The sequence below is a fragment of the Planobispora longispora genome (assembly GCF_016863135.1).
Lineage (GTDB): Bacteria > Actinomycetota > Actinomycetes > Streptosporangiales > Streptosporangiaceae > Planobispora > Planobispora longispora.
Genome location: NZ_BOOH01000017.1, coordinates 1 through 23728, shown reverse-complemented (window position 1 = coordinate 23728; position 23728 = coordinate 1). Strand labels below are relative to the sequence as shown.

Annotated in this window: 22 protein-coding genes; 9 read left to right on the top strand and 13 right to left on the bottom strand. The window is 70.5% G+C overall.

Features of this window, described 5'->3' with window-relative positions; all coding sequences use genetic code 11:
* The first annotated feature begins 46 nt into the window (after positions 1–46).
* Positions 47–1441, top strand: coding sequence for a hypothetical protein (locus Plo01_RS10090; RefSeq protein ID WP_203890268.1), 1395 nt, complete (start codon positions 47–49; stop codon positions 1439–1441).
* Between the two features lie 253 nt (positions 1442–1694).
* Entirely contained in the window at positions 1695–1856 is a 162-nt protein-coding gene (locus Plo01_RS10085) for a hypothetical protein (protein WP_203890267.1), read from the top strand.
* A gap of 88 nt (positions 1857–1944) precedes the next feature.
* On the opposite strand, the gene Plo01_RS10080 is transcribed toward Plo01_RS10085, so the two are convergent.
* The 6 genes from Plo01_RS10080 to Plo01_RS10055 form a co-directional block, all read right to left on the bottom strand.
* Positions 1945–2226 (bottom strand): metal-sensitive transcriptional regulator, encoded by a 282-nt coding sequence (locus Plo01_RS10080; RefSeq protein ID WP_203890266.1) that lies wholly within the window; start codon positions 2224–2226, stop codon positions 1945–1947.
* Positions 2227–2244: 18 nt separating this feature from the next.
* Positions 2245–3321, bottom strand: coding sequence for a glycosyltransferase (locus Plo01_RS10075; protein WP_203890265.1), 1077 nt, complete (start codon positions 3319–3321; stop codon positions 2245–2247).
* A complete protein-coding gene (locus tag Plo01_RS10070) occupies positions 3318–4121 on the bottom strand; it encodes a hypothetical protein (RefSeq protein WP_203890264.1) in 804 nt (267 codons plus the stop codon). Before Plo01_RS10070 ends, Plo01_RS10075 begins: the two co-directional genes overlap by 4 nt.
* Before the next feature lie 218 nt (positions 4122–4339).
* The gene (locus Plo01_RS10065; protein WP_203890263.1) at positions 4340–6457 is read right to left on the bottom strand and encodes a (Fe-S)-binding protein; all 2118 of its coding nucleotides are present in this window, start codon (positions 6455–6457) and stop codon (positions 4340–4342) included.
* A 222-nt stretch (positions 6458–6679) separates the two neighbouring features.
* Positions 6680–7276: a TetR/AcrR family transcriptional regulator gene (locus tag Plo01_RS10060; RefSeq protein WP_239316105.1), complete on the bottom strand. Its 597-nt coding sequence runs from the start codon at positions 7274–7276 to the stop codon at positions 6680–6682.
* Positions 7277–7340: 64 nt separating this feature from the next.
* A complete protein-coding gene (locus Plo01_RS10055) occupies positions 7341–8153 on the bottom strand; it encodes a sugar phosphate isomerase/epimerase family protein (protein ID WP_203890262.1) in 813 nt (270 codons plus the stop codon).
* 275 nt (positions 8154–8428) lie between these two features.
* Here Plo01_RS10055 and Plo01_RS10050 point away from each other — a divergent pair, with 275 nt between their 5' ends.
* Positions 8429–9127: a class I SAM-dependent methyltransferase gene (locus Plo01_RS10050; RefSeq protein WP_203890261.1), complete on the top strand. Its 699-nt coding sequence runs from the start codon at positions 8429–8431 to the stop codon at positions 9125–9127.
* Here the strand turns inward: Plo01_RS10050 and Plo01_RS10045 are convergent.
* The gene (locus Plo01_RS10045; RefSeq protein WP_203890260.1) at positions 9121–9687 is read right to left on the bottom strand and encodes a phosphatase PAP2 family protein; all 567 of its coding nucleotides are present in this window, start codon (positions 9685–9687) and stop codon (positions 9121–9123) included. The genes Plo01_RS10050 and Plo01_RS10045 overlap by 7 nt on opposite strands.
* Before the next feature lie 188 nt (positions 9688–9875).
* Here Plo01_RS10045 and Plo01_RS10040 point away from each other — a divergent pair, with 188 nt between their 5' ends.
* From Plo01_RS10040 to disA, 5 genes are all read left to right on the top strand, one after another.
* Positions 9876–10256: a MerR family transcriptional regulator gene (locus Plo01_RS10040; protein WP_203890259.1), complete on the top strand. Its 381-nt coding sequence runs from the start codon at positions 9876–9878 to the stop codon at positions 10254–10256.
* Positions 10253–10567, top strand: coding sequence for a thioredoxin (gene trxA, locus Plo01_RS10035; RefSeq protein WP_203890258.1), 315 nt, complete (start codon positions 10253–10255; stop codon positions 10565–10567). Before Plo01_RS10040 ends, trxA begins: the two co-directional genes overlap by 4 nt.
* 99 nt (positions 10568–10666) lie before the next feature.
* Positions 10667–12199, top strand: coding sequence for an alpha/beta hydrolase family protein (locus tag Plo01_RS10030; RefSeq protein WP_239316103.1), 1533 nt, complete (start codon positions 10667–10669; stop codon positions 12197–12199).
* A 74-nt stretch (positions 12200–12273) separates the two neighbouring features.
* Positions 12274–13671, top strand: coding sequence for a DNA repair protein RadA (radA, locus tag Plo01_RS10025; protein WP_203890257.1), 1398 nt, complete (start codon positions 12274–12276; stop codon positions 13669–13671).
* A gap of 147 nt (positions 13672–13818) precedes the next feature.
* Positions 13819–14904, top strand: coding sequence for a DNA integrity scanning diadenylate cyclase DisA (gene disA / locus Plo01_RS10020; protein ID WP_203890256.1), 1086 nt, complete (start codon positions 13819–13821; stop codon positions 14902–14904).
* 27 nt (positions 14905–14931) lie between these two features.
* Here disA and Plo01_RS10015 read toward each other — a convergent pair whose 3' ends face one another.
* Entirely contained in the window at positions 14932–15633 is a 702-nt protein-coding gene (locus tag Plo01_RS10015) for a hypothetical protein (protein ID WP_203890255.1), read from the bottom strand.
* 103 nt (positions 15634–15736) lie between these two features.
* On the opposite strand from Plo01_RS10015, the gene Plo01_RS10010 reads away from it, so the two are divergent.
* Positions 15737–16612 carry an HhH-GPD family protein gene (locus Plo01_RS10010; RefSeq protein ID WP_239316101.1) on the top strand — a complete coding sequence of 292 codons (876 nt, stop codon included), beginning with the start codon at positions 15737–15739 and terminating at the stop codon, positions 16610–16612.
* 53 nt (positions 16613–16665) lie between these two features.
* Here Plo01_RS10010 and Plo01_RS10005 read toward each other — a convergent pair whose 3' ends face one another.
* From Plo01_RS10005 to Plo01_RS09985, 5 genes are all read right to left on the bottom strand, one after another.
* The gene (locus Plo01_RS10005; RefSeq protein WP_203890253.1) at positions 16666–17616 is read right to left on the bottom strand and encodes a TIM barrel protein; all 951 of its coding nucleotides are present in this window, start codon (positions 17614–17616) and stop codon (positions 16666–16668) included.
* 377 nt (positions 17617–17993) lie between these two features.
* Positions 17994–20495: an ATP-dependent Clp protease ATP-binding subunit gene (locus tag Plo01_RS10000; RefSeq protein WP_203890252.1), complete on the bottom strand. Its 2502-nt coding sequence runs from the start codon at positions 20493–20495 to the stop codon at positions 17994–17996.
* Positions 20496–21192: 697 nt separating this feature from the next.
* Positions 21193–21525: a histone-like nucleoid-structuring protein Lsr2 gene (locus tag Plo01_RS09995; protein ID WP_203890251.1), complete on the bottom strand. Its 333-nt coding sequence runs from the start codon at positions 21523–21525 to the stop codon at positions 21193–21195.
* A 535-nt stretch (positions 21526–22060) separates the two neighbouring features.
* Positions 22061–22609, bottom strand: a complete 549-nt coding sequence (locus tag Plo01_RS09990) for an RDD family protein (protein ID WP_275415374.1) — start codon at positions 22607–22609, stop codon at positions 22061–22063.
* Positions 22610–23038: 429 nt separating this feature from the next.
* The coding region (locus Plo01_RS09985) for an RDD family protein (RefSeq protein WP_203890249.1) at positions 23039–23728 on the bottom strand (690 nt) is incomplete at its 5' end.

Below are 23728 nucleotides of genomic sequence, written 5' to 3'. Positions count from 1 at the left end.
AGCGCCCGCCGCCGCGCTCCGGCGGCGGGACGGGACCGTGAGTAACATGACCGCCGTGCGACAGTGGGACGGTTTCGCCGCCATCGAGAGCGATGTGCGTGCCATCGTCGCCGACCCCCGGTGGGCGGCGCTGCCGCCGCCCGCGCGCGCCCAGGCCGTGGCGCTGCGCGTGCTGGACACCCCGGACGGCGGGCGCTGGCTCTTCGGCGCGCACGCCCGCTGGTACCGGCAGGACCCGGCCGACGGCCGCTGGCACCTGTCCCCGCCCCCGGCGGACCGGGAGACGCGCGCCGCGGCCCGGATCGTCCGGATCGCCTCGGTGATCCTGCCGCATCTCGTCCCGGCCGGTCCCGACTTCGCCGTGGATCGGGGGTCGGTCCAGGGCTTCGTCGGCCCGGACGTGCCGCACGGCGTCACCGAGCGGGTCCGGACGCTGGTCGTCGCCCAGCGCGGCAGGCGCAGGGAGGACTTCCCGATGCACGGCCCCTTCACCGAGCTGTTCGCCGGGGAGGTGGCCAGCCCGGTCGCCGCCGTCTGGGGCACGCTCATGTGGTGCGCCTACGCCCCCGCCTTCGACGGCAACGAGGTGCTGCTGTCGATGTTCGGGGAGTTCCTGTCCCGCCCGCTCCCGGGTGACGAGTGGGTCCGCTGGCTCGCCCCCGTCTCGCTCGACGACCTCATCGCCCTGTACGGCGAGCGCGTCCGGGCCGGCCATCCCGAGGCCGGGCTCCGCCTGGTCGCGCTGATGGCCGACACCGCCCAGGCCGTCCGGGGCGACCGCCGCTTCCGGCCCCGCGCCGAGGCTCTGCTCGCGATGGTCGCGCCGATCCTCCGCCGGACCGGCGAAGACGTCTCCGCCGCCCACCGGGGCGACGACGCGCTGCGGCAGGCGTGGCTGGCGCGGTGCCCGGCCCACGTGGCGCTGGCCGAGGTCTCCCCCGGGGACCGCTTCCAGCACGCTCTCTACGACCTCGTCGAGGCCCTGGGCTTCCTCACGCCGAAGGGCGCGGACCCGCGGGCGGTGGCGGGGGCGCTGCTCGCCGCCGACGTCGCGGCGCACGCGCCCCGGGCGGCCGACCGGATCTACCCGTGGCTGGATCCGGAGCTCCGCCACATCCTCCACGTCGTGCTCACCCGGTCCACGCACCCGCTGCGGGGCTGCTGGCCGCGTTCCCGCGACGCCGCGTCCCCTCCGGCGTCTTCCGGGGCGTCCTCCGCGCCGCCCGCCGTGCTGCCCTCCGCCCTCCAGCCGCCGGACCGGGCCTCGGCGGCGGCTTTGCTGGGCGCCGCCTACGCCACGGGGCTGGCATGGTGCCGGCTGACCGGGACGGCCGTACCGGAGCGGGGATTCGCGACGGCCTCGGCGCTCGCGCAGCGCCTGGCTCATGAGCGGGACGATCCTGTCCCGGGCGTGCCGGGAACGTACCCGCGTCACTTCTGAAACGGGCTGGCCCACACGAGCGGACTTAAACCATAGATCTGGTTATTTCATCCTTACTTCCCCTATATCCGTCTAATACCCCTCGTGTCACACAATTAGCTGAATCGTGATCTCGCATTCGGGAAATGACCCTTCAGGGTGCGCGGTGGGGGCGCACCGGGCTGTACCGAATGGTCCCGATGGGCCATGGGCACGCAAGAACCCCCGCCGTAACCTCGAAGTGGGTGTGGGCTGCGGAAGGAAGGACGACGCGGTGGGGCACGACGAGCTGGACCTACGGGTCCACGACCGTGACGCGTTGGACGAGATCGCGCTCTATGCCGAGGTTCTCAGTGCCGTCGCCATCAGCGAACGGCCTCTCACCTTGGCGGAGCTCGACAACGCGCTCGGATTGAGCGCTCCGGCGACATGCTGAAGCGCTGAGGCAACCATCTGCACCGCCTAGTCCCGGGCCCCTTCCGAGGGGTCCGGGACGTGGCCGGGAAAGACCCTCGGGTGACTAGTCACGACCGGACAAGCCGGGCAATAGCCGCTGACGCTTCCTTGACCTTCTCCTCCGCCTCCGGCCCCCCCGTGCTGATGGCGTCGGCGACGCAGTGCCCGATGTGGTCTTCCAGCAGCCCCAGCGCCACCGCCTGCAGGGCCCGCGTCACGGCCGAGACCTGCGTCAGCACGTCGATGCAGTAGGCGTCTTCCTCCACCATCCGCTGGAGGCCCCTGATCTGCCCCTCGATCCGCCGCAACCGGGTGAGATAGGCCTGCTTGTCCCCGCTGTACCCATGCATGACCTAACGGTACCCGCGTCAGCCACGGCTGGAAGCAGCCGTGATCAGTTCCTCCCACTTTCCGGCCACCACGGGCGCCCCGTAGGCGGCCGCGGCCTCGAGCGCGCCCGCCGCCAGCGCCCGGCGCCTGCGCTCGTCGTCGATGAGCGCGAGCAGCGCGGCGGCGTACGCCTCGATCTCGCCCTCCCCCTCCGGGACCAGGACCCCGCTCCGGCCGTGCGTCACGAACTCCCCCGCCCCCCGCGAGTTGTCGAACCCGATCACCGGCACCCCGCTGGCCATCGCCTCGATCACCGTCATCCCGAGCACCTCGGCCCGCGACGTCACCGCCACGATCGAGGCCTTGGCGAACTCCCCGGCGAGGTCGGGGGTGGTCCCCATGAAATAGACGTGGTTGTGCAGGCTCAGGTCGCGGACCAGGGCCCGCAGGCGCTTCTCCTCCGGGCCCCCGCCGTACAGCCGCAGCCGCCAGTCCGGACGCTTGTCGGCGATGACGGCGAAGGCCCGGATGAGCCGGTCGTAGGCCTTCACCGGCACCCAGCGGCCGCCCGCGGCGATGATGCGGTTGTCCATGCGCGAGCGCGGCCAGGGCCCCGCGGGCAGGGCGTCCGGGATCAGGCCGACCCCGACGCCGCCGTCCATCAGGCGCTCCCAGTCCTGGCGGCCGCTCTCGGTGGCGGCGGCGACCGCGTCCAGGCGCGGGTAGAACTTCTTGATCGGCCCGGGCACCGGTGGGCGGCCCCACTCGCGGGCGATGCGCACCATGTCGCGGGGCGCGTGCCGGGCGGCCTGCACGCCCAGCCCCGGCCTGGTGGTGATGAGCGCGTCGGCCCGGAGGGCGCGCAGCCGCCGCCACAGGGCGACCTCGGTCCGGAGCTGTCCTCGCGGGAGCAGGTGGCGCACGCCCGGCCTGGCGTCGACCACCCAGGAGAGCTTCACCGCGGACTCGACCGGGAAGAAGGGCCGCTCCCTGTGCCGGCGGACGCTGAGGATCTCGACCTCGTGCCTTCGTGCCAGCTCTCCCGCGAGGTTGATGACGGAGCGGACGTCGCCGCGCATGCCGTACGCCGAGGGAACGAGCAGGCAGATCCTCACCCACCCACCTCGATCATGAGCGTGTCGTCGGCGGTGTAGCAGGGACGGACCGGCACCCCGTCGATCTGGGCGGCCGGGTAGTGCAGGCGGCGGCGTTTGCCGTCCACGTCGTCCAGCCGCGAGCCCAGGCGGAGCGGCTCGGACAGGCCGTCCACCTTCAGCGTGGGCTCCCAGGTGCCCGGTTCCTCCGGCGCGACCCCCACCACGTCGCACAGGGAGAGCGCGGCGTGGAAGCGCACGCCCTGGACCGTCGCGGCGGCGGTCAGCTCGGCGTCGGTCCCGCTGCGGCGCAGCGCCAGGCGGGCCTCGTGCCGCGACTCGTCGTCGTCGAGGCCGGTGAAGGCCAGCAGCCCGGTGACCTCGAAGCGGCCCTCCCGGAACCAGACGGCGCGGACCTCCGCGGCCGGCTCGACCTGGTCGACCTTGAGCGCGAGGAAGCCGTTGCGCGTCCGGTAGGCCCGGTAGGCCAGCGTGCGCCGGCTCAGCGCGTAGGCGTCGAGGTGGTCGAGGGAGAAGCCGGGGTCGACGCTGCGCAGCCGGGTGCGCCGCCCTTCCCGCTCCAGGTAGACGTCCCAGCGGCCGGATCCGAGATCGAGCGGGGCGAGGGAGACCGCGAGCGTCACGTCACGGGTCTCCTCACCGGGCGTCCCGGGGGCGCCCAGCGTCACGTCGCGCTCTTCGGAGGTCGCCCGGTGGCGCAGCACCAGCCCGACCCCCTCGGTGAGAGGGTCGTCGACGGCCAGCCGGAGGGACAGAACGTCGGCCAAAGTGACTTCGGCATCCATGACGACGACGCGCACCGCCAGCCCCTCCCCGTCGAATGAGCTACGCGACGTTGAGGTTACCGTGATTTTTCCGTAATCAGAAGGAAGAGTTTCGGACCCAGTGTCCTTTTCGCTGAGGGTTGACGAAAAGTCAGGCACGGCCCGCAAAACGCGGGCCGTGCCTGACGTCCGGTCGGGAAACCCCGGCGGGCGCGGTCAGCGCGAGATCATCCGGGGCCGGAGAACCCGGCGGCTCAGGAGGCCTCCACCGGCTCGCCCTTGATGGACTTGATCAGGAGCTGGGACACGTCCACGACCTCCAGGGTCTCCTTCGCCTCGCCCGCGTTCTTCTTCTCGTTGATCGAGTCGCCCAGCATGACCAGGCAGAACGGGCAGGCGGTGGAGATGGTGTCCGGGTCGGTGGTCAGCGCCTCGTCCACCCGCTCGGTGTTGATGCGCTTGCCGATCCGCTCCTCCATCCACATCCGCGCGCCGCCGGCGCCGCAGCAGAAGCCCCGGTCCTTGTGGCGGTGCATCTCCTGGGTCTTGACGCCGGGGACCTTGGACATGATGTCGCGAGGCTGCGAGTAGACCTTGTTGTGGCGGCCGAGGAAGCACGGGTCGTGGTAGGTGATCTTCTCCTCGATCGGGCTGACCGGGACCAGCTTGCCCTCGTCCACCAGCTTGGCCAGCAGCTGGGTGTGGTGGACGACCTCGTAGTGGCCGCCGAGCTGCGGATACTCGTTGGCGAGGGTGTTGAAGCAGTGCGGGCAGGTGGCCACGATCTTCTTGACCCCGGCCTCGTTCAGCGTCTCGATGTTCTGCTGGGCCAGCATGTTGAAGAGGAACTCCATGCCCAGGCGGCGGGCCGGGTCACCGGTGCAGGCCTCCATCGGGCCGAGCACCGCGAACTTCACATCCGCGATGTGCAGCAGCTCGGCCACGGCCTTGGTGGTCTTCTTCGCCCGGTCCTCCAGGGCGCCGGCGCAGCCGACCCAGAAGAGGTACTCGGTGTCCTCGGGCATCTTCTCGTCGACCATCTGGACCTCGAAGTCGAGCTCCTCGATCCAGTCGGCCCGCTTCATCTCGGACATGCCCCACGGGTTGCCCTTGTTCTCGAGGTTCTTGACCATGACGCCGGCCTCGGTCGGGAAGCTCGACTCCACCATGACCTGGTAGCGGCGCATGTCGAGGATGTGGTCGATGTGCTCGATGTCGACCGGGCACTGCTCGACGCAGGCGCCGCAGTTGGTGCAGGACCACAGCACGTCCGGGTGGATGACGCCGTCCTCGCCGACCAGCGGCTTCTCCAGCAGGGCCAGGACGTCCTGGCCGGCGTGCGCCCGCTGCTCCTCGGTCGCCATCAGGTACGGGGCGATCGCGAAGACGTGGTCGCGCTGGTCGAGGATGAGCATCTTCGGCGAGAGCGGCTTGTCGGTGTTCCACGCCGGGCACTGCGACTGGCAACGGCCGCACTCGGTGCAGGTGTAGAAGTCGAGGAAGCCCTTCCAGGTGGTGTCGGTGATCTTGCCCCGGCCCAGCCGGTCGCCGTCGAGGTCCTCGTCCTCGAAGTCGACGACCTTGCCGTCGATGCGCATCTCCTGCGCCGGGCCCAGGGCGTTGGGACGGCGGGAGAACAGCACGTTCAGCGGCGCGGTGAAGATGTGCATGTGCTTGGAGTTCACCACGATGACGAGGAACACCAGCATGACGCCGATGTGCAGGAGCAGCCCGATCTCCTCCAGCAGCGTGCTGGTCGGCAGGATCGAGGCGACCGCCTCGGAGACGAAGGCCCCCGACTCGTAGGGGAAGTTGCCGGTGTTGACCGCCGCGCCGCGCGCGAGGAACAGCGTCCAGATCACGTTGAAGATCATGAACAGGACGAGCCAGGCGCCGCCCAGGTGCGAGCCGGAGAAGCGGGAGCCGCGGCCGAGCTTCTTCGGCGAGTTCTTGATGCGGATGATCGCGAAGGTCGCCAGGCCCAGGAGGCAGGCGAGCGCGATGAAGTCCTGCAGGAAGCCGAGGACCGGCCAGGTGCCGATGAGCGGGATGTGGAAGTCCGGCGTGCCGGTGATCGCGCCCTGGATGAGCGCGCCGTACGCCTCAAGGTAGACCGTGGCCAGGATGAAGAACGCCCACATGACGAAGAAGTGCGCGACGCCGGACGCCGTCCACTTCAGCAGCTTCTTCTGCCCGAAGACCTCGACCAGCTGGGCCTGGATCTCCGCGCCCGCGTTGTCCTTGGCGTACTCGATCCGCTCGGGGGCGGGCGGGCCGATGGTGGCGAGCTTGTACAGGAACAGGACGCGGCGCGCGGCGAGCGCGAGCGCGACGACTGTCATGACGAGCCCGATGATGGCTACCCAGAGCACGGGTCCTCCCACAGACGGCGTTGGCTGCCAGCGTACGACCGCCGGTCATCCACGGTGACAAGGGGTCACCCCGGATCCTACCCGTGGGTAACTTCCATCCGGGATGGGACCCTCGGCAACCGTGGTCACCTTATGGTTAATTCATACTCCGGAACAATGCTCTAGACACGTCGAAACGCCGCGAACCGCCGTACAAACCGCGTGAAACTCCGAACGGGCGGCTCAGGTTCCGTCGATGTACCGCTGGACGGTGGGCGCGAGCAGCGCGACCAATTCCTCGATGCCGACCGAGGCGATCGGTTCGAGCCTGATCACGTACCGCACGAGCACCACGCCGAACATCTGCGCGAACGCCGCCTCCATCCGGAGCGGGGAGACCCCCAGCGCCTCGCCGACCTTCTCCAGCAGCGCGTGCGTCATGAACTCCCGGATCATGCCGACGACCTGCTCGTTGGTCATCGCCGTGCGCATCAGCGCCAGCACGGGCTGACGAGCCTGGGCGTCGGCGGTGATCGTGAGGATGAACCTGACCAGCCGCTCCCCGGTCTCCTCCCGCGGCCCGGCCACCAGCAGCGGGATGATCTCCTCCGGGTTGACCGGCAGCTCCATCGCCGCGACGAACAGGCCCTCCTTGCTCGTGAAGTAGTGGTGCACGAGCGCCGGGTCCACGCCCGCCTCCCGGGCGATGCCCCGGATCGTGGCCTTGTCGAACCCCTTCTCGGCGAACGTCCGGCGGGCCGCCGCCATGATCTCGCCGCGCGTGTCCGCCGATCCCGGCCTGCGCCCCGGCCTGCGCCGCCCCGTCGTCACCTCGCTCACGCGGCCTCCTCCGCCGGCCGCGCCCGCGACGCCGCCGTGCCCGTGGACCGCTCGCCGCGCTCGCTCACGCGTTGGCCGCGGCCGCGAGATGGAGGCGGGCGAAGGCCAGTCCTTCCGCGAGGTCGTCGATGCGCTCGGTGCGGCTGGCCGCCTTACGCGTGTTGATCTCCAGGACGACCAGGCCGTCGAAGCCGTTGCCCGCCAGCCGCTCCAGGATCGGCGCGCAGGGCTGGTTGCCGCGCCCCGGCACCAGGTGCTCGTCCCGGTTGGGGATGCCGACCCCGTCGGCCAGGTGCAGGTGGGCCAGGCGGTCGCCCAGCTTCGTGAACATCTCCCAGGCGTCGGACCCGGACACCGCCGTGTGCGACAGGTCCAGGGTGACCTGCGGGAAGTCGTACTCGACGGGGTTCCAGTCCGGGGAGTACGGGACCACCTTGTTGCCCCGGGCCCGAAGCGGGAACATGTTCTCCACCGCGAAGACCACGTCGGTCTCCTCGCGCATCCTGGCGAGCCCGACCTCGAAGTCGCGCGCGTAGTCGCGCTGCCAGCGGAACGGCGGGTGCACCACCACCGTCTTCGCGCCGACCCGCTCCGCGGCCTGCTGGGCGCGCTTCAGCTTCGCCCACGGGTCCTTGCCCCACACCCGCTGGGTGACCAGCAGGCAGGGCGCGTGGATGGCCAGGATCGGCAACTGGTAGTGGTCGACCAGCCGCTCCAGGACGTCGACGTCCTGGCTCACGGGGTCGGCGCCCACCATGATCTCCACACCGTCGTACCCCAGGCGCGCCGCCAGCTCGAAGGCGTCCGGGGTGCGCTCCGGATAGACCGACGCCGTGGACAGCGCGACCTGCGCGCTGGGCACCCGGATGACGCTCATCGGAAACTCCTCGCCTTCGCGTTCTCATCCGCGAACGACTCGATGCCCGTCTGCCCGCCTGCCCGCCCGCTTCGATCCCTCACAGTGTTCAGACTAAGCGCGTCCGTTACGGAATGGCGTCCGGCCACCCCCGTGCGGCCCAGATCACATGACGGGCCGGGGCACGAGCCACATTCCCGGACGCTACCCCGATCCGGGCACGGTTCACACTTCCGATCGCATACCCGGGCGACGCACCGGAACACATGTCCGGATCCCACGGCTACGGTTGAGGGATGCCGCGGTTCGTGAAGGGCGCCATCCCCAGCCCCAACATCTGGAACAACCCCCACGTCTACGAGCTGGAGAACCGGGCGGTCGACCCCGAGGGCCGGATCGAGGCCGCGATCACCGCCATCCGCCCCTGGGCCGGCGCCACCGTCCTCGACATCGGCTGCGGGACCGGCTACCACCTGCCCCCGGCGTCCGCCACGGCCGCGCGGGTGATCGGCGTCGAGCCCCACGCCGACCTCGTCGAACTCGCCAGGCGCCGCTGCCGCGCCCTGCCCAACGTGGAGATCCACGCCGCCACCGCGCAGGCCATGCCCCTCCCGGACGCCTCGGTGGACGTCGCCGTCGCCCGCTGGGCCTACTTCTTCGGCCCCGGCTGCGAGCCCGGCCTGGCCGAGCTCTCCCGGGTCGTACGGCACGGCGGCGCGGCCTTCGTGATCGACATCGACGCCACCAGGGGCGCCTTCGGCCGCTGGTTCAGCCAGTCCGTCCCCGCCTACTCCACCAGGGCCGTGGAGAACTTCTGGGCCGCCCGGGGCTGGACCACCCAGCGTCTCGACCTGCGCATGTCCTTCGAGCGCCGGGCCGATCTGGAGGCGGTCCTGCGCATCGAGTTCACCCCGGCGATCGCCGAGCGGGCCATCGCCGAGACCCCCGGCCTGGAGCTCGCCTACCCCAACCTCCTGCGCTGGCGCCTCTACTGACCGCGCGGGCCGTCCGTGCCCGCCATCATCCGCGACCCCCACCGGCGCACCACCGGGGTGCCCGCCCCCACCAGCAACAGCACCAGCAGCGGAGCCAGCGTCACGCCCAGCGCGAACCCGGCCGCCACGTCGTGCGGATAGTGCACGCCGACGAACACCCGGGAGAAGGCCATCAGCGCGGCCAGCGGCAGCACGAAGGCGGCCAGCGCGCGCCAGGCGAGGACGAGGGTGCCGGCCGCCGCCGCCGCGATCACCGCGTGGTTGCTCGGGAACGACCAGTCCCCCGCCTCGGGGCAGGTCGCGATGGTCACCAGTCCCCGGCACGGCCGGTCCTCCCGGACGACGACCTTGACGACCTCGCTGAACAGGTAGGTCAGGGTCACGGCCACCGGGCCGAGGAGGACCAGCGCCATGTCCCGCGGCCGGAGCCTGCGCGCCCGCCACCAGGCCAGGAAGTACAGCGCCGCGAAGACGAGCAGCCCCGCGTCCGTCCCCGTCTCCGCGAAGGCGTGCAGCCACGCGGGGGTGCCCCGGGCGAACTCGACGATCTCCTCGTACACGCCCTGCCCCTCGAACGAAAGTGAACATTCCGTGAATGATCGATTCTAGGTCGAAGCGGCGCGGGACGCGGCGGTCGCAGGACGGCCGCAGACCCGTCGGCCGGGGGACGCCGGGCCGGGAACAGACGGGCCGGGCTTGACATTGACACCGGCGTCAAGGATTACCGTCGTCGCATGAGGAGGGCCGGATGCGGATCGGGGAGCTCGCCCGGCGGGCGGGGATCAGTACCAGGGCGCTGCGCTACTACGAGCAGCAGGGGCTGATCACCGCGCGGCGTGCGGCCAACGGTTACCGCGAGTACAGCGAGGACGACCTCAGACTCGTCACCGAGATCCGCTCGCTGCTCACCGTGGGGTTCACGCTGGAGGACGCCAGGCCGTTCGTGGCCTGTCTGCGGGCCGGGCACGCGTCGGGCAGCTCGTGCCCGGAGTCGGTCGCGGTCTACCGGCGGAAGCTGGCCGAGATCGACGACGAGATCCGAACCCTCCTGGCCCGCCGGGCCGAGGTGGCCGCGCAGCTCACCACGGCCTGCCCTGGATGCCTACCGAGAGAGCAGGACGAGAAATGATCACTTTGACCGCCGAGAACTTCGCCGAGCAGGTGCTGGACAGCGACAAGCCCGTCCTGGTGGACTTCTGGGCCGAGTGGTGCGGCCCGTGCAAGATGATCGCGCCGGTCCTGACGGAGATCGAGGCCGAGTACGGCGACCGCGTCACGATCGCCAAGCTCAACGCCGACGACTACCCCGAGATCTCCAGCCGGTACGGGGTCCTCGGGCTGCCGACGCTCAACCTCTACAAGAACGGCGAGGTCGTGCAGCAGATCAAGGGCGCCAAGCCCAAGCGCCTCCTCCTGGCCGACCTCGAAGGTCACATCTAGGAAAACATTCCCCGGACAGTAAGAGACCACTTCCTGAAAACCGGACAAACTGCCATCATTGCCGCCGAACATCGTTCTAATCGGTAGAGATGAGGCAGGATGCGCATGCGCGCAGGGGCGGCCCTCGCGGCCGCGCTCGGCCTGGCCGTCGTGGCGGCTCCGGCGGCCGTCGCCGGAACCGCCACGGCCGCGGCGGCGGAGGTCCGGACGGTCAAGGTGGCGTCCTTCGACGGCACCGAGATCGTCACCAACTTCTTCCCGGCCAGGAACCTCGGCGCCGGCGAGCAGGCGCCGACGGTCCTCGTCGGCCCCGGCTGGTCGGCCCCCGGCGACCGCACCGGCGAGACCCGCAGCAGCGACGCGGGCGGGGTCGTCGGCACCGGCGCACTGCGCGACAGCGGCTACAACGTCGTCACCTGGGACCCCCGCGGGTTCGGCGGCTCGGGCGGCGAGGCCAACGTCAACCACGCGGACCTGGAAGGCCGGGACGTCTCCGCGCTGATCGACTGGATCGCGCAGCAGCCCGAGGCCGCGCTGGACCGGGAGGGCGACCCCCGCGTCGGCATGGCCGGCGGGAGCTACGGCGGCGGCGCCCAGTTCGTCACCGCCGCCGCCGACCGCCGCGTCGACGCCCTCATCCCCTCCATCGCCTGGAATTCGCTGCTCGGCAGCCTGTATCCCGACAACGCCTACAAGGCGGGCTGGGCCGGCATCCTGTGCGCCGGCGGCATGGCCGGGACCAACCGCGTCGAGGCGCACGTGCGCAGCTCCTGCGTCTCCGGGGCGACCACCGGGACCATGTCCCCCGAGGACGAGGAGTGGTACGCCGACCGCGGGCCCGGCCACCTCGTCCGGCGGATCAAGGCGCCCACCCTGATCCTCCAGGGCACCGTCGACACCCTGTTCCCGCTCGACGAGGCGGTCGCGAACTACGAGCACCTGCGCCGCGCGGGCACCCCGGTGAAGATGGCCTGGTTCTGCGGCGGCCACGGCGCCTGCGCGAGCAACCCGGGCCCCGCCGGGCACATCGAGAAGATCAGCCTCGCCTGGTTCGCCAAGCACCTGAAGGGCGAGCGGCAGACCGACACCGGGCCCGCCTTCGAGTACGTGGACGACACCGGCGTGTGGCGCGGCGCCTCCCGCTACCCGCTGCTCCCCTCGGGCCTGCTGCACGGATCCGGCAAGGGCGGGCTCCAGGTGCGCCCGGGCGACACCTCCGGCCTGCCGACCGCCGCCAGGCCCGCCGCCAAGGCGGTGAACGTCCAGATCAAGGCCCCGCGCGCCGAGGGCCAGCTGGTCGGGGCGCCCCGGGTCACCCTCGTCTACCGGGGCAAGGCCGCGACCGGGAGCCCCTCCACCACGTTCGTGTACGCCCAGCTCGTGGACGAGCGCACCGGCGTCGTGGTCGGCAACCAGGCGACCCCCGTCCCGGTCCGGCTGGACGGGCGGCCCCACGTCGTCTCCCGCGAGCTGGAGACCATCGCCTGGCGGGCCGCGCAGGACAGCCGCCTGACCCTGCAGATCACGTCCGGGACCGCGCTCTACACGCCGCAGCGCGCCACCGCCGACCTGGACCTGCGCGTCACGGTCGTCCTCCCGCTGACCCGCCCCGCCGCGCCCGTCGCTCCCTGATCCATCGGGCTTTCACCCGGTACGGCATCCCGTACCGGGTGAAAGTTGTCGGTGCGGGCCGGTAGCGTGCGGCCATGGCGAAGAAGGTCGGCTATCGCTGTAGCGAGTGCGGTTGGCAGACCGCCAAGTGGGTCGGACGCTGCGGCGAATGCCAGTCGTGGGGCACGGTCGACGAGGAGACCGCCCGCAGCGGCGTGAGCGTGGCATCCGGCGGGGCGGTCACGGCTCCGGCCGTCCCGATCGGGCAGGTCAAGGCGGAGGTCGCGCACGCGCGCACCACCGGGGTGCCCGAGCTCGACCGGGTGCTCGGCGGCGGCCTGGTGCCCGGGGCCGTGGTGCTGCTGGCCGGCGAGCCCGGCATCGGCAAGTCCACGCTCCTGCTGGAGGCGGCCTCCAAGATCGCACGCCAGCAGACCGTCCTCTATGTGACGGGCGAGGAGTCCGCGGCCCAGGTGCGGCTCCGGGCCGACCGGATCGGCGCGATCCACGACTCCCTCTACCTCGCGGCCGAGACCGACCTGAGCGCGCTGGTGACCCACGTGGAGCGGGTCCAGCCGGGCCTGCTCGTCGTCGACTCGGTGCAGACGATCGGCTCCACCCAGGCGACCGGCGTCCCCGGCGGGGTCACCCAGGTCCGCGAGGTCGCCGGCAACCTGGTCAGGATGGCCAAGGAGCGCGGCATGTCCACGGTCCTGGTCGGCCACGTCACCAAGGAGGGCTCGATCGCCGGTCCGCGGACGCTCGAGCACCTCGTCGACGTGGTGCTGCACTTCGAGGGCGACCGCCACTCCCGGCTCCGCATGGTCCGCGCGATCAAGAACCGCTACGGCCCGGTCGACGAGGTCGGCTGCTTCGACCTGCACGAGAGCGGCATCGAGGGCATCGCCGACGCCAGCGGCCTGTTCGTCTCCCACCGCACCGAGCCCGTCCCCGGCACCTGCGTCACGGTCACCATGGAGGGCACCCGGCCGCTGCCCGCCGAGGTCCAGGCCCTGGTCGCCCGGACCGAGGCCCAGCAGCCCCGCCGCTCCTCCTCCGGGCTCGACCCCTACCGGGTCACGATGGTGCTGGCCGTGCTGGAGCGGCGGCTCAACGCCCGCCTCGGCGGCTGCGACGTGTTCACCGCGACCGTGGGCGGCATCAAGCTCAGCGACCCCGCGATCGACCTGTCGGTGATGCTCGCCGTGGCCAGCGCCGCCGGGGACAAGGCGCTCCCGCCCGGCCTGGTGGTGCTGGGCGAGGTGGGCCTGGCCGGAGAGCTCCGGCCGGTCCGCGACGTCCGCCGCCGCCTGTCGGAGGCGGCCCGCCTGGGCTTCACCCGCGCCCTCGTCCCCACCGGCTCCCTCGACGCCGGCAAGGGCAAGCGGGGCGAGGCCTCCCTGGTCCGCGTCAACGGCCGCGCGAGCTTCGCCCCCGGCTTCGACGTCATCGAGGCGGAGAACGTCTGGGACGCCCTGTCCCACATCACGTGACTCCTCCCCGCCGGCGGATCCACCACCCAGAGCTGATCGCCCGACGGTTCCGGACCTCGCGAGGGCGACGCCGCTAAGCTGGGTCCCCGGACCCGGTCGAGGGTCCCTGTCCACGAGCGGGCTCGCAACGCAGACCACGGGGGTCAAGTGGCAGCAACCTACAAGGGGCTTGACGAGCGCCGAAGAGCCATCCTGGCCGCGGTCGCCCCGGGCACCGCGCTCCGCGACGGCCTGGAGCGCATCCTCCGGGGACACACCGGCGGCCTGATCGTGCTGGGCTACGACAGCACGGTCGAGAAGATCTGCAGCGGCGGGTTCGAGCTGGACGTCGAGTTCTCCGCGACCCGGCTGCGCGAGCTGGCGAAGATGGACGGCGCCATCGTGCTGAACTGCGACGACAGCAAAATCGTGCGGGCGGCCGTACACCTCATGCCCGACCCGTCCGTCCCCACCGACGAGTCCGGCACCCGCCACCGCACCGCCCAGCGGGTCTCGGTGCAGACGGCCTTCCCCGTCATCTCCCTCAGCAAGTCCATGCGGATCATCGCCCTCTACCTGGACGGCGTCCGCTACGTCCTGGAAGAGTCGGCGGCCATCCTGTCCAAGGCCAACCAGGCCCTGGCCACCCTCGAACGCTACAAGCTCCGCCTGGACGAGGTCTCCGGCACGCTCTCGGCGCTGGAGATCGAGGACCTGGTGACGGTCCGCGACGTCGCGGTGGTCATCCAGCGGCTGGAGATGGTCCGCCGGATCTCCGACGAGATCGCGGGCTACGTGGTCGAGCTCGGCACCGACGGCCGCCTGCTCTCCCTGCAACTCGACGAGCTGGTCGCCGGTACGGAGACCGACCGCGAGCTCATCGTCCGCGACTACCTCCCCACGACGGGCCGCCGCGTCCGCACGGTCACCGAGTCCCTGAACGAGCTCGACCGGCTCTCCTCCGGCGGCCTGCTCGATCTCGCCCAGGTGGCGCAGATCCTGGGCCACACCGGCGCCGAGGCCCTGGACAGCCCGGTGAGCCCGCAGGGCTACCGCCTGCTGGCCAAGGTCCCGCGCCTGCCCGCCACCATCGTCGACCGCCTGGTCGAGCAGTTCACCAGCCTCCAGAAGCTCCTGGCCGCCAGCACCACCGACCTCCAGGAAGTGGGCGGGGTCGGCGAGACCCGCGCCCGCCACATCCGCGAGGGCCTGTCCCGCCTGGCCGAGTCGTCCATCCTGGAACGCTACGTCTGACCCCGTACGGGGTAACGCGCGCCGTGATCAGCGGAGGTGGAAGACGGCCTTGCGGCTCTTCATGCCGGTGGCGCGGACGGTGGCCACGTAGGTGCCGGGGCGGGCCGTGAGGCGTTCGGCCTGGCAGTCGGTGGCGGAGCGGTGGCGGTCCCACTCGATCGACTGGACGTACGGGATGCCCCGTTCGAGCCTGCGGAGGTTCTCGGTCTCGCCGCTCACGCAGTCGGAGGACGACCAGACACGGTCGTTGCCGGAGGTGATGCGGATCTCAAGGGAGCGGGGGCCCACGTCGGCCACGCACATCACCTTGCTGGTGTTGACCAGCGTGAGGAAGAAGCGGGGCAGGTCGCCCGCGCCGTACACCTCTCCGTCCGCCTGCAGGCTCAGCACGAGGTCGGAGGTCTCGCAGACGCCGCCCGGGCGCTTGGGCGGAGGGGACGGCTTGGCCGGTTCGGGAGTCGGCGCCGCGGCGGACGGCGACGCCGACTCGGTGTTCTTCTGCGAGGGCGTCGGGGTGACCGTGACCGTGGGCAGGGCGGCCAGCAGCGGGTCGGGGCCGGGAGACCCGGTCCGGGACGCCTGCGCCGCCTGGACGTCCTGCGGGCCGCCCGACGACGAGCAGGCCCACGCCACGACGGCGACCACGATCAGGACGGCGATGAGGGCCGTCAGGCGGCGCCGCCAGTAGACGTCCACCCCGATGTCGCTGCGGAACGTGTCCGGATCCATGCGCACAGTATGGAGATTCATGTTCGGCCACGAGAGGCGACCCGCCGCGCGCTATACCGTTTCCGAGGGCAAAGCTGCGGGTAGACCGCACTATCGTCAAGAGGTGTCCAAGTCCAGCCCGCTGCTCCGTCCCATCCTCGACTGGTATGCGGCCAACGCCCGCGACCTCCCCTGGCGCGCCCCGGACGCCACTCCCTGGTCGATCCTGGTGAGCGAGATCATGCTGCAGCAGACGCCGGTGGTCCGGGTGCTTCCGGTCTGGACCGAGTGGATGGAGCGCTGGCCCACGCCCGCCGCGCTGGCCGCCGAGCCGCCCGGTGAGGCCGTACGGCACTGGGGCCGGCTCGGTTACCCGCGCCGGGCGCTCAACCTGCACGCGTGCGCCCGGGCGATCGTGGAGCGGCACGGCGGCGAGGTCCCCGCCGATCATGCCGCCCTGCTGGCCCTGCCGGGCGTCGGCGAGTACACCGCGGCGGCGGTGGCGAGTTTCGCCTTCCGGGGGCGGCACGCCGTGCTCGACACCAACGTGCGCCGGGTGTTCGCCCGCGCCGTCTCCGGCCAGGAGTATCCACCGAAGGCGACCACCGCCGCCGAGCGGGTGCTCGCCGAGTCGCTCCTGCCCGGCCCGGAGGACGCGCCCGTGTGGGCCGTCGCCGTGATGGAGCTGGGCGCCCTGGTCTGCACGGCCCGCACCGCCCGCTGCGCCGACTGCCCGATCAACGATCGGTGCGCGTGGCGGCTGGCGGGCAAGCCCGCCTACGACGGGCCGGCGCGCAAGGGCCAGACCTACGCCGGGACCGACCGCCAGTGCCGGGGCCGGCTCCTGACCGTTCTCCGCCAGGCCCACGGTCCCGTCCCGAAGGCCGCCCTCGACGTCGTCTGGGACGACGCCCCGCAGCGCGAGCGCGCCCTGGACGGTCTCGTCGCCGACGGGCTGGCCGAGGTCCTGGACGACGGCACGTACCGGCTCCCGTCCTGAGGGCCCGGCCGGCTCGCGCTCTCGGCGCTCTCCTGCCGGGTGTCCCGGCGGGGCTAGGCGGCGAGGCGGAAGCCCAGGGCGGTGAGGTTGACCCGGGCCCAGTCGAGTTCGTCGGCCAGCATGCTGACCAGCGCGCCGGGGCCCTTGGTCCGCACCGGCACCGCCAGGTCGTGGGTCTCCACCTCGATGTGGGCGGTTCCGCTCACCGCGCCGGAGAGCATCGCGGTCAGGGTGTCCTCCAGCACCGGGCGGGTGCTGGGGAGTTCCTGGCAGGCGTCGCCCATGTGGTTGTGGACGTGGCCGAGCTTGACCACGGGCGCTCCCGCCGCGGCCAGGCCGCGCAGGGCCGCCCCCGGCTCCTCGCCGCCCCCGGCGAGGTGACAGGCGTCCAGGCAGACTCCGAGGTGCTCGGAGTCGATGTCGCAGACCCGCTCCAGGGCCTGCTCGGTGGTCTCCAGGACGCACCCGGGCCACGGCTCGAAGCCGACCCTGATGGTCTTGCCGGTCACGCTGTAGAGGCCGCGCAGCTCGCGGGCGAGCCGCTCCAGGCGGCGCGAGGCGATGGAGTGCAGGTCCGCCGGCCAGTCGCGGCGCCAGCCGATGGGGATGGTGGAGATGCTGCCGCACCGCACGTCCTCCGGGAGGAGGAAGGCCAGGATCTTGGCCAGCGCCATCGTGTAGCGGTAGCGCTCGGGCTTGGCCCAGTCGGGGCCCGGGGCTTCCTGGTTGCGGCCGCCGGTGCCGTTGAGGCTGACGACCTCCAGGCCGCGCTCCTCCAGGGAGCGGCGGAGCCGTACCAGCTCGATGCGGTCGGCGACGAGGTGATCGGCGACGCTAGGGGAGAGCCAGAGTCCGACGCCCATGCGCTCCACGTCCAGGCGCTTGCGCACCGGGACCGCGTAGCGGGTCAGGTGGGCGATCAGGTTCTCCAGGTCCTCCGCGGGGTGCACACCTGCGTTGTAGGCCAGGTGAACGAGCGTTCCATCCTCGTGCCGCAAACGCATTCGATGCCTCCCAGGCATGCTCCGTGTAAGAGACTTTGCTGCCCCACACCCGCGTGGCTCCGGCTTCATGGGCCGGAAGTCCCTCTCTTTCCGGGAACTCGGCCCGGTCCGCCGAGAGCATCTCGCGTGCACGCCGGTCTCCGCGTCACTCCGGGAGCGGATTCCGCCGTACGCCGCTGGGCTGATCTCGGGGAGGTTCCGGTCCCGCATGGGCGGCTGGTGAGCCGCGGGACAGGACAGGGCCCCGTTCGCTCTACAGAGTGTAGTACTACTTGTGGTGGCGGAAAGGTGTTCCTTGGGTAACAAATAGGCAGACCCCGCGGTGAGCCTCGTCACCGCGGGGTCTGCCTGTTTGTTCTCTGTCGTGCCCGAGGGCGTCAGTGCTGGATGGGCTCCACGATGGACGCCGCCGAGTCGGGAACCTGGTTGGTGGACTCGCCGACGAAGACGAACTTGGCGTTGTCGCCCTCGCCCTCGATCGTGATCTTGACGGTCTGGCCGGGACGGAGCTCGCCGTACAGGATCTTCTCGGAGAGAGTGTCCTCCAGCTCGCGCTGGATCGTACGGCGGAGCGGCCGGGCGCCCATCACCGGGTCGTATCCGCGGTCGGCCAGCAGCTGCTTGGCCTCCTGCGAGACCTCCAGACCCATGTCGCGGTCCTTCAGGCGCTCGCCGACCTGGCCGAGCATGAGGTCCACGATCTGGATGATCTCCTTCGGCGTCAGCTGGTGGAAGACCACGATGTCGTCGACGCGGTTGAGGAACTCGGGCCGGAAGTGCTGCTTGAGCTCCTCCTGGACCTTCGCCTTCATCCGGTCGTAGTTCGACTCCGAGTCGTTGGACTTGGCGAACCCGACCCCGATGCCCTTGGAGATGTCCCGGGTGCCGAGGTTGGTCGTCATGATGATGACGGTGTTCTTGAAGTCCACCACGCGCCCCTGGGCGTCGGTCAGGCGACCGTCCTCCAGGATCTGCAGCAGCGAGTTGAAGATGTCCGGGTGGGCCTTCTCGATCTCGTCGAACAGGACCACGGAGAACGGCTTGCGCCGCACCTTCTCGGTGAGCTGGCCGCCCTCCTCGTAACCGACGTAGCCGGGCGGGGAGCCGAACAGCCTGGAGACGGTGTGCTTCTCCATGAACTCGGACATGTCCAGCATGATCAGCGCGTCCTCGTCCCCGAACAGGAACTCGGCCAGCGACTTGGACAGCTCGGTCTTACCGACGCCGGACGGGCCGGCGAAGATGAACGAGCCACCCGGACGGCGCGGGTCCTTCAGACCGGCGCGGGTGCGGCGGATCGAGCGGGACAGACCCTTGACGGCGTCTTCCTGGCCGATGATCCGCTTGTGCAGCTCCTCCTCCATGCGGAGCAGTCGCTGGGACTCCTCCTCGGTGAGCTTGAAGACCGGGATGCCGGTGGCGGTGGCGAGGACCTCGGCGATGAGCTCCTCGGTGACCTCGGCCACGACGTCCATGTCGCCGGCCTTCCACTCCTTCTCCCGGCGCTCGCGCTTGAGCTGGAGCTGCTTCTCCTGATCGCGCAGGGCCGCGGCCTTCTCGAAGTCCTGCGCGTCGATCGCGGACTCCTTCTCGCGCCGCACGTTGGCGATCTTCTCGTCGTACTCGCGCAGGTCCGGCGGGGCGGTCATCCGGCGGATGCGCATGCGCGAGCCCGCCTCGTCGATGAGGTCGATCGCCTTGTCCGGCAGGAACCGGTCGCTGATGTAGCGGTCGGCCAGCTGCGCGGCGGCCACGAGGGCCCCGTCGGTGATGGAGACCCGGTGGTGGGCCTCGTAGCGGTCGCGCAGGCCCTTGAGGATCTCGATCGTGTGGCTGAGGCTGGGCTCGGCCACCTGGATCGGCTGGAAGCGCCGCTCCAGGGCGGCGTCCTTCTCCAGGTGCTTGCGGTATTCGTCGAGCGTGGTGGCGCCGATGGTCTGCAGCTCGCCGCGGGCCAGCATCGGCTTGAGGATGCTGGCGGCGTCGATCGCGCCCTCCGCGGCGCCCGCGCCGACGAGCGTGTGCAGCTCGTCGATGAACAGGATGATGTCGCCCCGGGTGCGGATCTCCTTGAGAACCTTCTTCAGGCGCTCCTCGAAGTCTCCGCGGTAGCGCGAACCCGCCACCAGCGCGCCCAGGTCCAGGGTGTAGAGCTGCTTGTCCTTGAGCGTCTCGGGGACCTCGCCCTTGACGATCTTCTGGGACAGGCCCTCCACGACGGCGGTCTTGCCCACGCCGGGCTCGCCCACCAGGACCGGGTTGTTCTTGGTCCTCCGGGAGAGGACCTGCATGACCCGCTCGATCTCCTTGTCACGGCCGATGACCGGGTCCAGCTTGCCCTCGCGGGCGGCCTGGGTCAGGTTGCGGCCGAACTGGTCGAGCACGAGCGAGGTCGACGGCGCGGCCTCCTGGGGCCCGCCCGAGGCGGCCGGCTCCTTGCCCTGGTAACCGTGGAGCAACTGGATGACCTGCTGTCGCACCCGGTTGAGATCGGCGCCCAGCTTCACCAGCACCTGGGCGGCCACGCCCTCGCCCTCACGGATGAGGCCGAGCAGGATGTGCTCGGTGCCGATGTAGTTGTGCCCCAGTTGCAAGGCCTCGCGGAGCGACAGCTCAAGGACCTTCTTGGCGCGCGGGGTGAAGGGAATGTGCCCCGACGGCGCCGACTGGCCCTGGCCGATGATCTCCTCGACCTGCTGCCGCACACCTTCAAGACTGATGCCGAGGCTCTCCAGAGCCTTGGCGGCAACGCCTTCACCTTCATGGATCAGACCAAGAAGAATGTGCTCCGTACCGATGTAGTTGTGGTTGAGCATCCTTGCCTCTTCCTGGGCAAGGACGACAACCCGCCGTGCGCGGTCGGTGAACCTCTCGAACATCTCGTCGCTCCTCACAGAGCGGTCAGGCAGGTCCGGGATATCCGGGCCCTGTCCTCCCGCATGGTAGCCCTGACCCGGAGACCGCTCTATGCCATAGGACGTTCCCCGAGAGCAGGGCGTTCACGCTCCATCCAACTACTTGTCGGGGGTGTGATGTTCCCGCTACGCCGCAAGCGAACGACGTTTATCGACCATCGAACGGCATAAGAGGGCTTCTCCGCCGCTAACGGCGATCCGGAAGGGCCTTTCGGAGCGGAAGATAGCGGCTGCCGGGGAGCCGCCGCACAACCGCGGCGACCGGCTCCGGAGCTCCACGGCGAACGCGGAGCACGTAGAGAGCGCACATGCGGAGAACACGTTAGAAGAAGCGCCCGCGTCACGTAACCGCGCGAGGGCGGCCATCGAGGCGCGCCCGGTGACGTACGGCGGCCGCCAGGCGACCCGGACGCGGGTGATCGCGAGGCGCTCGCAAACAGACTGTGAAGCCCGCGCAATGTTTTCGGAAGACGGGGGACGGCGGGGACGGCAGGACTCCGTACGGCGGCCGGACCGGACGCCGCGCGACGTTTGCGCGCCGGGAGAGAACGGGCGCGAACGGGCCCCGAAATGCATCATGCGGCCATGGCCGCCACCGGACCCCACCGTGGCCGCCATAACCGCATGATCACGAGCGGCGAACCATTTCGCCGACCGTCGCTCAGTGAGCCCGCTCGTACTCTTCGACGATCGAGGAGGCGATCCTGCCGCGCTCGCTGACGTTCTTGCCCTGGGACTTCGCCCACGCCCGGATGTCCGCGCTCTTCTCCCGGGTCAGGGCCCGAGCGCTGCCACCGCGACGGCGCCTGGGGGCCACAGCGGTGGAACGGCGGGCACTGCTGACGAAAGGAGCCAGGGAGTCGCGGAGCTTCTTCGCGTTTACGTCACTCAGGTCAATCTCATAGCTGGCGCCGTCAATCGCGAAGCTGACGGTCTCACTGGCCTCGCCTCCATCGAGGTCGTCGATGAGAATCTCCTGGATCTGCTTGGCCATGTAAGGAACCCTTTCACGGAGCATTGTTTCATTGCTAGCTAAACATATACCCGCGCTGTCTGGGCAGCAATTCCAGGATCCCGGGCGATTCTTCCGGCAAACCGGGGCGAGGAAGGGAGGATCAGCCGTTACTGAGAGTCGGCTTGATCGATTCGTTTCGAGGGCCGACGACCGGCGGCCTCACCGCGGAAGAGCTTGAAAACTGCATACACAATAACCCCGCCGACCACCACGGGGGGCGTCAGCGCCGCTATTACGTCGTACATGTCCTCGCTCCGCAGGGTCGGCATTCAGGAACCGCGAAATCGTCGCCCGCAGGGACCCGGCAGGCCGGGAACACACCCGCGCGGGCGTATCCGCTCACCTATGACCTTAGCGGCTTCCAGGAGCGATGTGCGTCCCAGGGGCAACTCTACCGCTCCCGGGCACACTCTAATGCGTCTCTCCAGGCGTCTTACCGGTTGCACTCGTAAAGTGCCCCGGAAAAGCCCGGCGGAGTGACCACACGATGATCTTTATGCCGCCGAAGCCAATGTCAGGCCAGGTCTTTGGCCACGAGAGTACCCGCCACCCGGTCGTGGAACCCCCGCAGAAGAGGCCCGTCGAGGAGGATCGACAGGCCCATCGCAAAGCCGAAGACGGCCGCCGGCAGGTTCAGCACGGGAATGCCCACGGTCAGGAGAACGCCCGGATACAGAACCGCCCGCTTCAGCAGCCCGCCGGGCTGCGGAGCCGTGCCGCACGGGACCACGCGGATCCTCATCACTTTCTTGCCGAGGGTGCGGCCGCTCCGGCGGTGCAGCGCATAGTCATAGAGCGTATAAGCGCCAAAGGCGATCAGTCCGGCGAACAACCCCGGAAGCACCCGGGGGTCCCTCAGCCGATCTCCGTCCTGCGGCGCGAAGGCCGCGTAGAACAGGAATGACAGAATCCAGTACAGCACCACGAAGGGGGCGCCGTCGATGATGCGGGCGAGCAATCGTTCGCGCCATCCCGCCGGCGGCCCGGGAACTCCGGGGGGCGGAACCCCGCCTATTGGGCCTTCCGGGAGGGCGCCCGGGCTCTTTGCGACCGAGCCCCCCATTGCCGCCGGACCCCCCTTTGCGACCGAGCCCCCCATTGCCGCCGGACCCCCCGCTGAGGCCGGCCCCATTGGATCCGCGTCCATTGCCGTCACGCCCATTGCGGCCGGTCCCATTGGATCCCGCCGGGCCGAAACCGGGTCCATTGACGTCTCAGGCCGGGCTCCGGACAGCCCGGACGCCGATAGGTGGTTCTCGCCTTCGAGGCGCGAGGAGGCGTCCATGCCACCCCTCTCACCGAAGTGAATGGATTTGCCCTCGGACCGGAGCCTGCCCCCGGGCTGTTACCCCACACCGTTTTCCCGCCGGTAAGTGAAGACGGCCCGATGCACGCGTCCACGCGAGCGGGGTCCGAGAACCCGTCCGCACATGAAAGCGGGGCCGGTGGACGAACCACCGGCCCCGGCAATCACGAAGCGAATCGGCCTCGGCTACTTGGTCTTGACGACCACCGTCGAGGCGACCTTGTCGTGCAGGGCCTGCTGAAGGGGCTTGTCCCACAGCAGCCAGAGCACGTTCAGCAGGTTGAAGACGCCGGCGACGAGGCTGAGAATCGGAATTCCGCCCAGGACCAGCGGCCCGCTGTACACGCCCACCCGCTTCACGGCGTAGTCGGTGGGAAGACCGCCGGAGAGCGAGCTGCTTCCGACCGGCACCACCTTGATGCCCATGGCCATCTTGCCCAGGGTCTGGCCGTTCTGCTTGAGCATGAAGAACTCGTAAGCGAAAACGATCAGGCCGGTGATGAGGTAGGCGAGGAATCCGGCGAGGAAGAGGTTCCCGAGCTCGAGCTCGCCCGTCGTGACGTCGTACCCCGGCCCCAGGATGGAGTTCAGCACGTTCGTCAGGAGGGTCAGCGGGATCGCGACGACGATGAGGCCGTCGATGATCCGGGCCACGAGACGCTGCCACCACTCCGCGAGGGGAGCCGGGGCACCGGGGACCACCGCGCCCTGCGGGCCGTATCCCTGGCCGTAGGCGGGGGCCTGCTGGCCGTAGCCCTGCGGCTGCCCGTAGCCGGGCTGCTGGCCGTAGGCCGACGAATCGCCGTACCCCGGCTGCTGCTGGCCGTAGGACTGCTGCTGCCCGTAGCCGGGCTGCTGGCCGTAGGACTGCTGCTG

Coding starts and splice junctions, on each gene's coding strand:
- Plo01_RS10030 (WP_239316103.1), top strand. CDS start 10,667: ATGCGCATGCGCGCAGGGGCGGCCCTCGCGGCCGCGCTCGGCCTGGCC.
- Plo01_RS09995 (WP_203890251.1), bottom strand. CDS start 21,525: ATGGCCAAGCAGATCCAGGAGATTCTCATCGACGACCTCGATGGAGGC.
- Plo01_RS10055 (WP_203890262.1), bottom strand. CDS start 8,153: ATGAGCGTCATCCGGGTGCCCAGCGCGCAGGTCGCGCTGTCCACGGCG.
- radA (WP_203890257.1), top strand. CDS start 12,274: ATGGCGAAGAAGGTCGGCTATCGCTGTAGCGAGTGCGGTTGGCAGACC.
- Plo01_RS10080 (WP_203890266.1), bottom strand. CDS start 2,226: ATGCATGGGTACAGCGGGGACAAGCAGGCCTATCTCACCCGGTTGCGG.
- Plo01_RS10005 (WP_203890253.1), bottom strand. CDS start 17,616: ATGCGTTTGCGGCACGAGGATGGAACGCTCGTTCACCTGGCCTACAAC.
- Plo01_RS10040 (WP_203890259.1), top strand. CDS start 9,876: ATGCGGATCGGGGAGCTCGCCCGGCGGGCGGGGATCAGTACCAGGGCG.
- Plo01_RS10050 (WP_203890261.1), top strand. CDS start 8,429: ATGCCGCGGTTCGTGAAGGGCGCCATCCCCAGCCCCAACATCTGGAAC.
- Plo01_RS10090 (WP_203890268.1), top strand. CDS start 47: ATGACCGCCGTGCGACAGTGGGACGGTTTCGCCGCCATCGAGAGCGAT.
- Plo01_RS10000 (WP_203890252.1), bottom strand. CDS start 20,495: ATGTTCGAGAGGTTCACCGACCGCGCACGGCGGGTTGTCGTCCTTGCC.
- Plo01_RS10015 (WP_203890255.1), bottom strand. CDS start 15,633: ATGGATCCGGACACGTTCCGCAGCGACATCGGGGTGGACGTCTACTGG.
- trxA (WP_203890258.1), top strand. CDS start 10,253: ATGATCACTTTGACCGCCGAGAACTTCGCCGAGCAGGTGCTGGACAGC.
- Plo01_RS09990 (WP_275415374.1), bottom strand. CDS start 22,609: ATGGGGGGCTCGGTCGCAAAGAGCCCGGGCGCCCTCCCGGAAGGCCCA.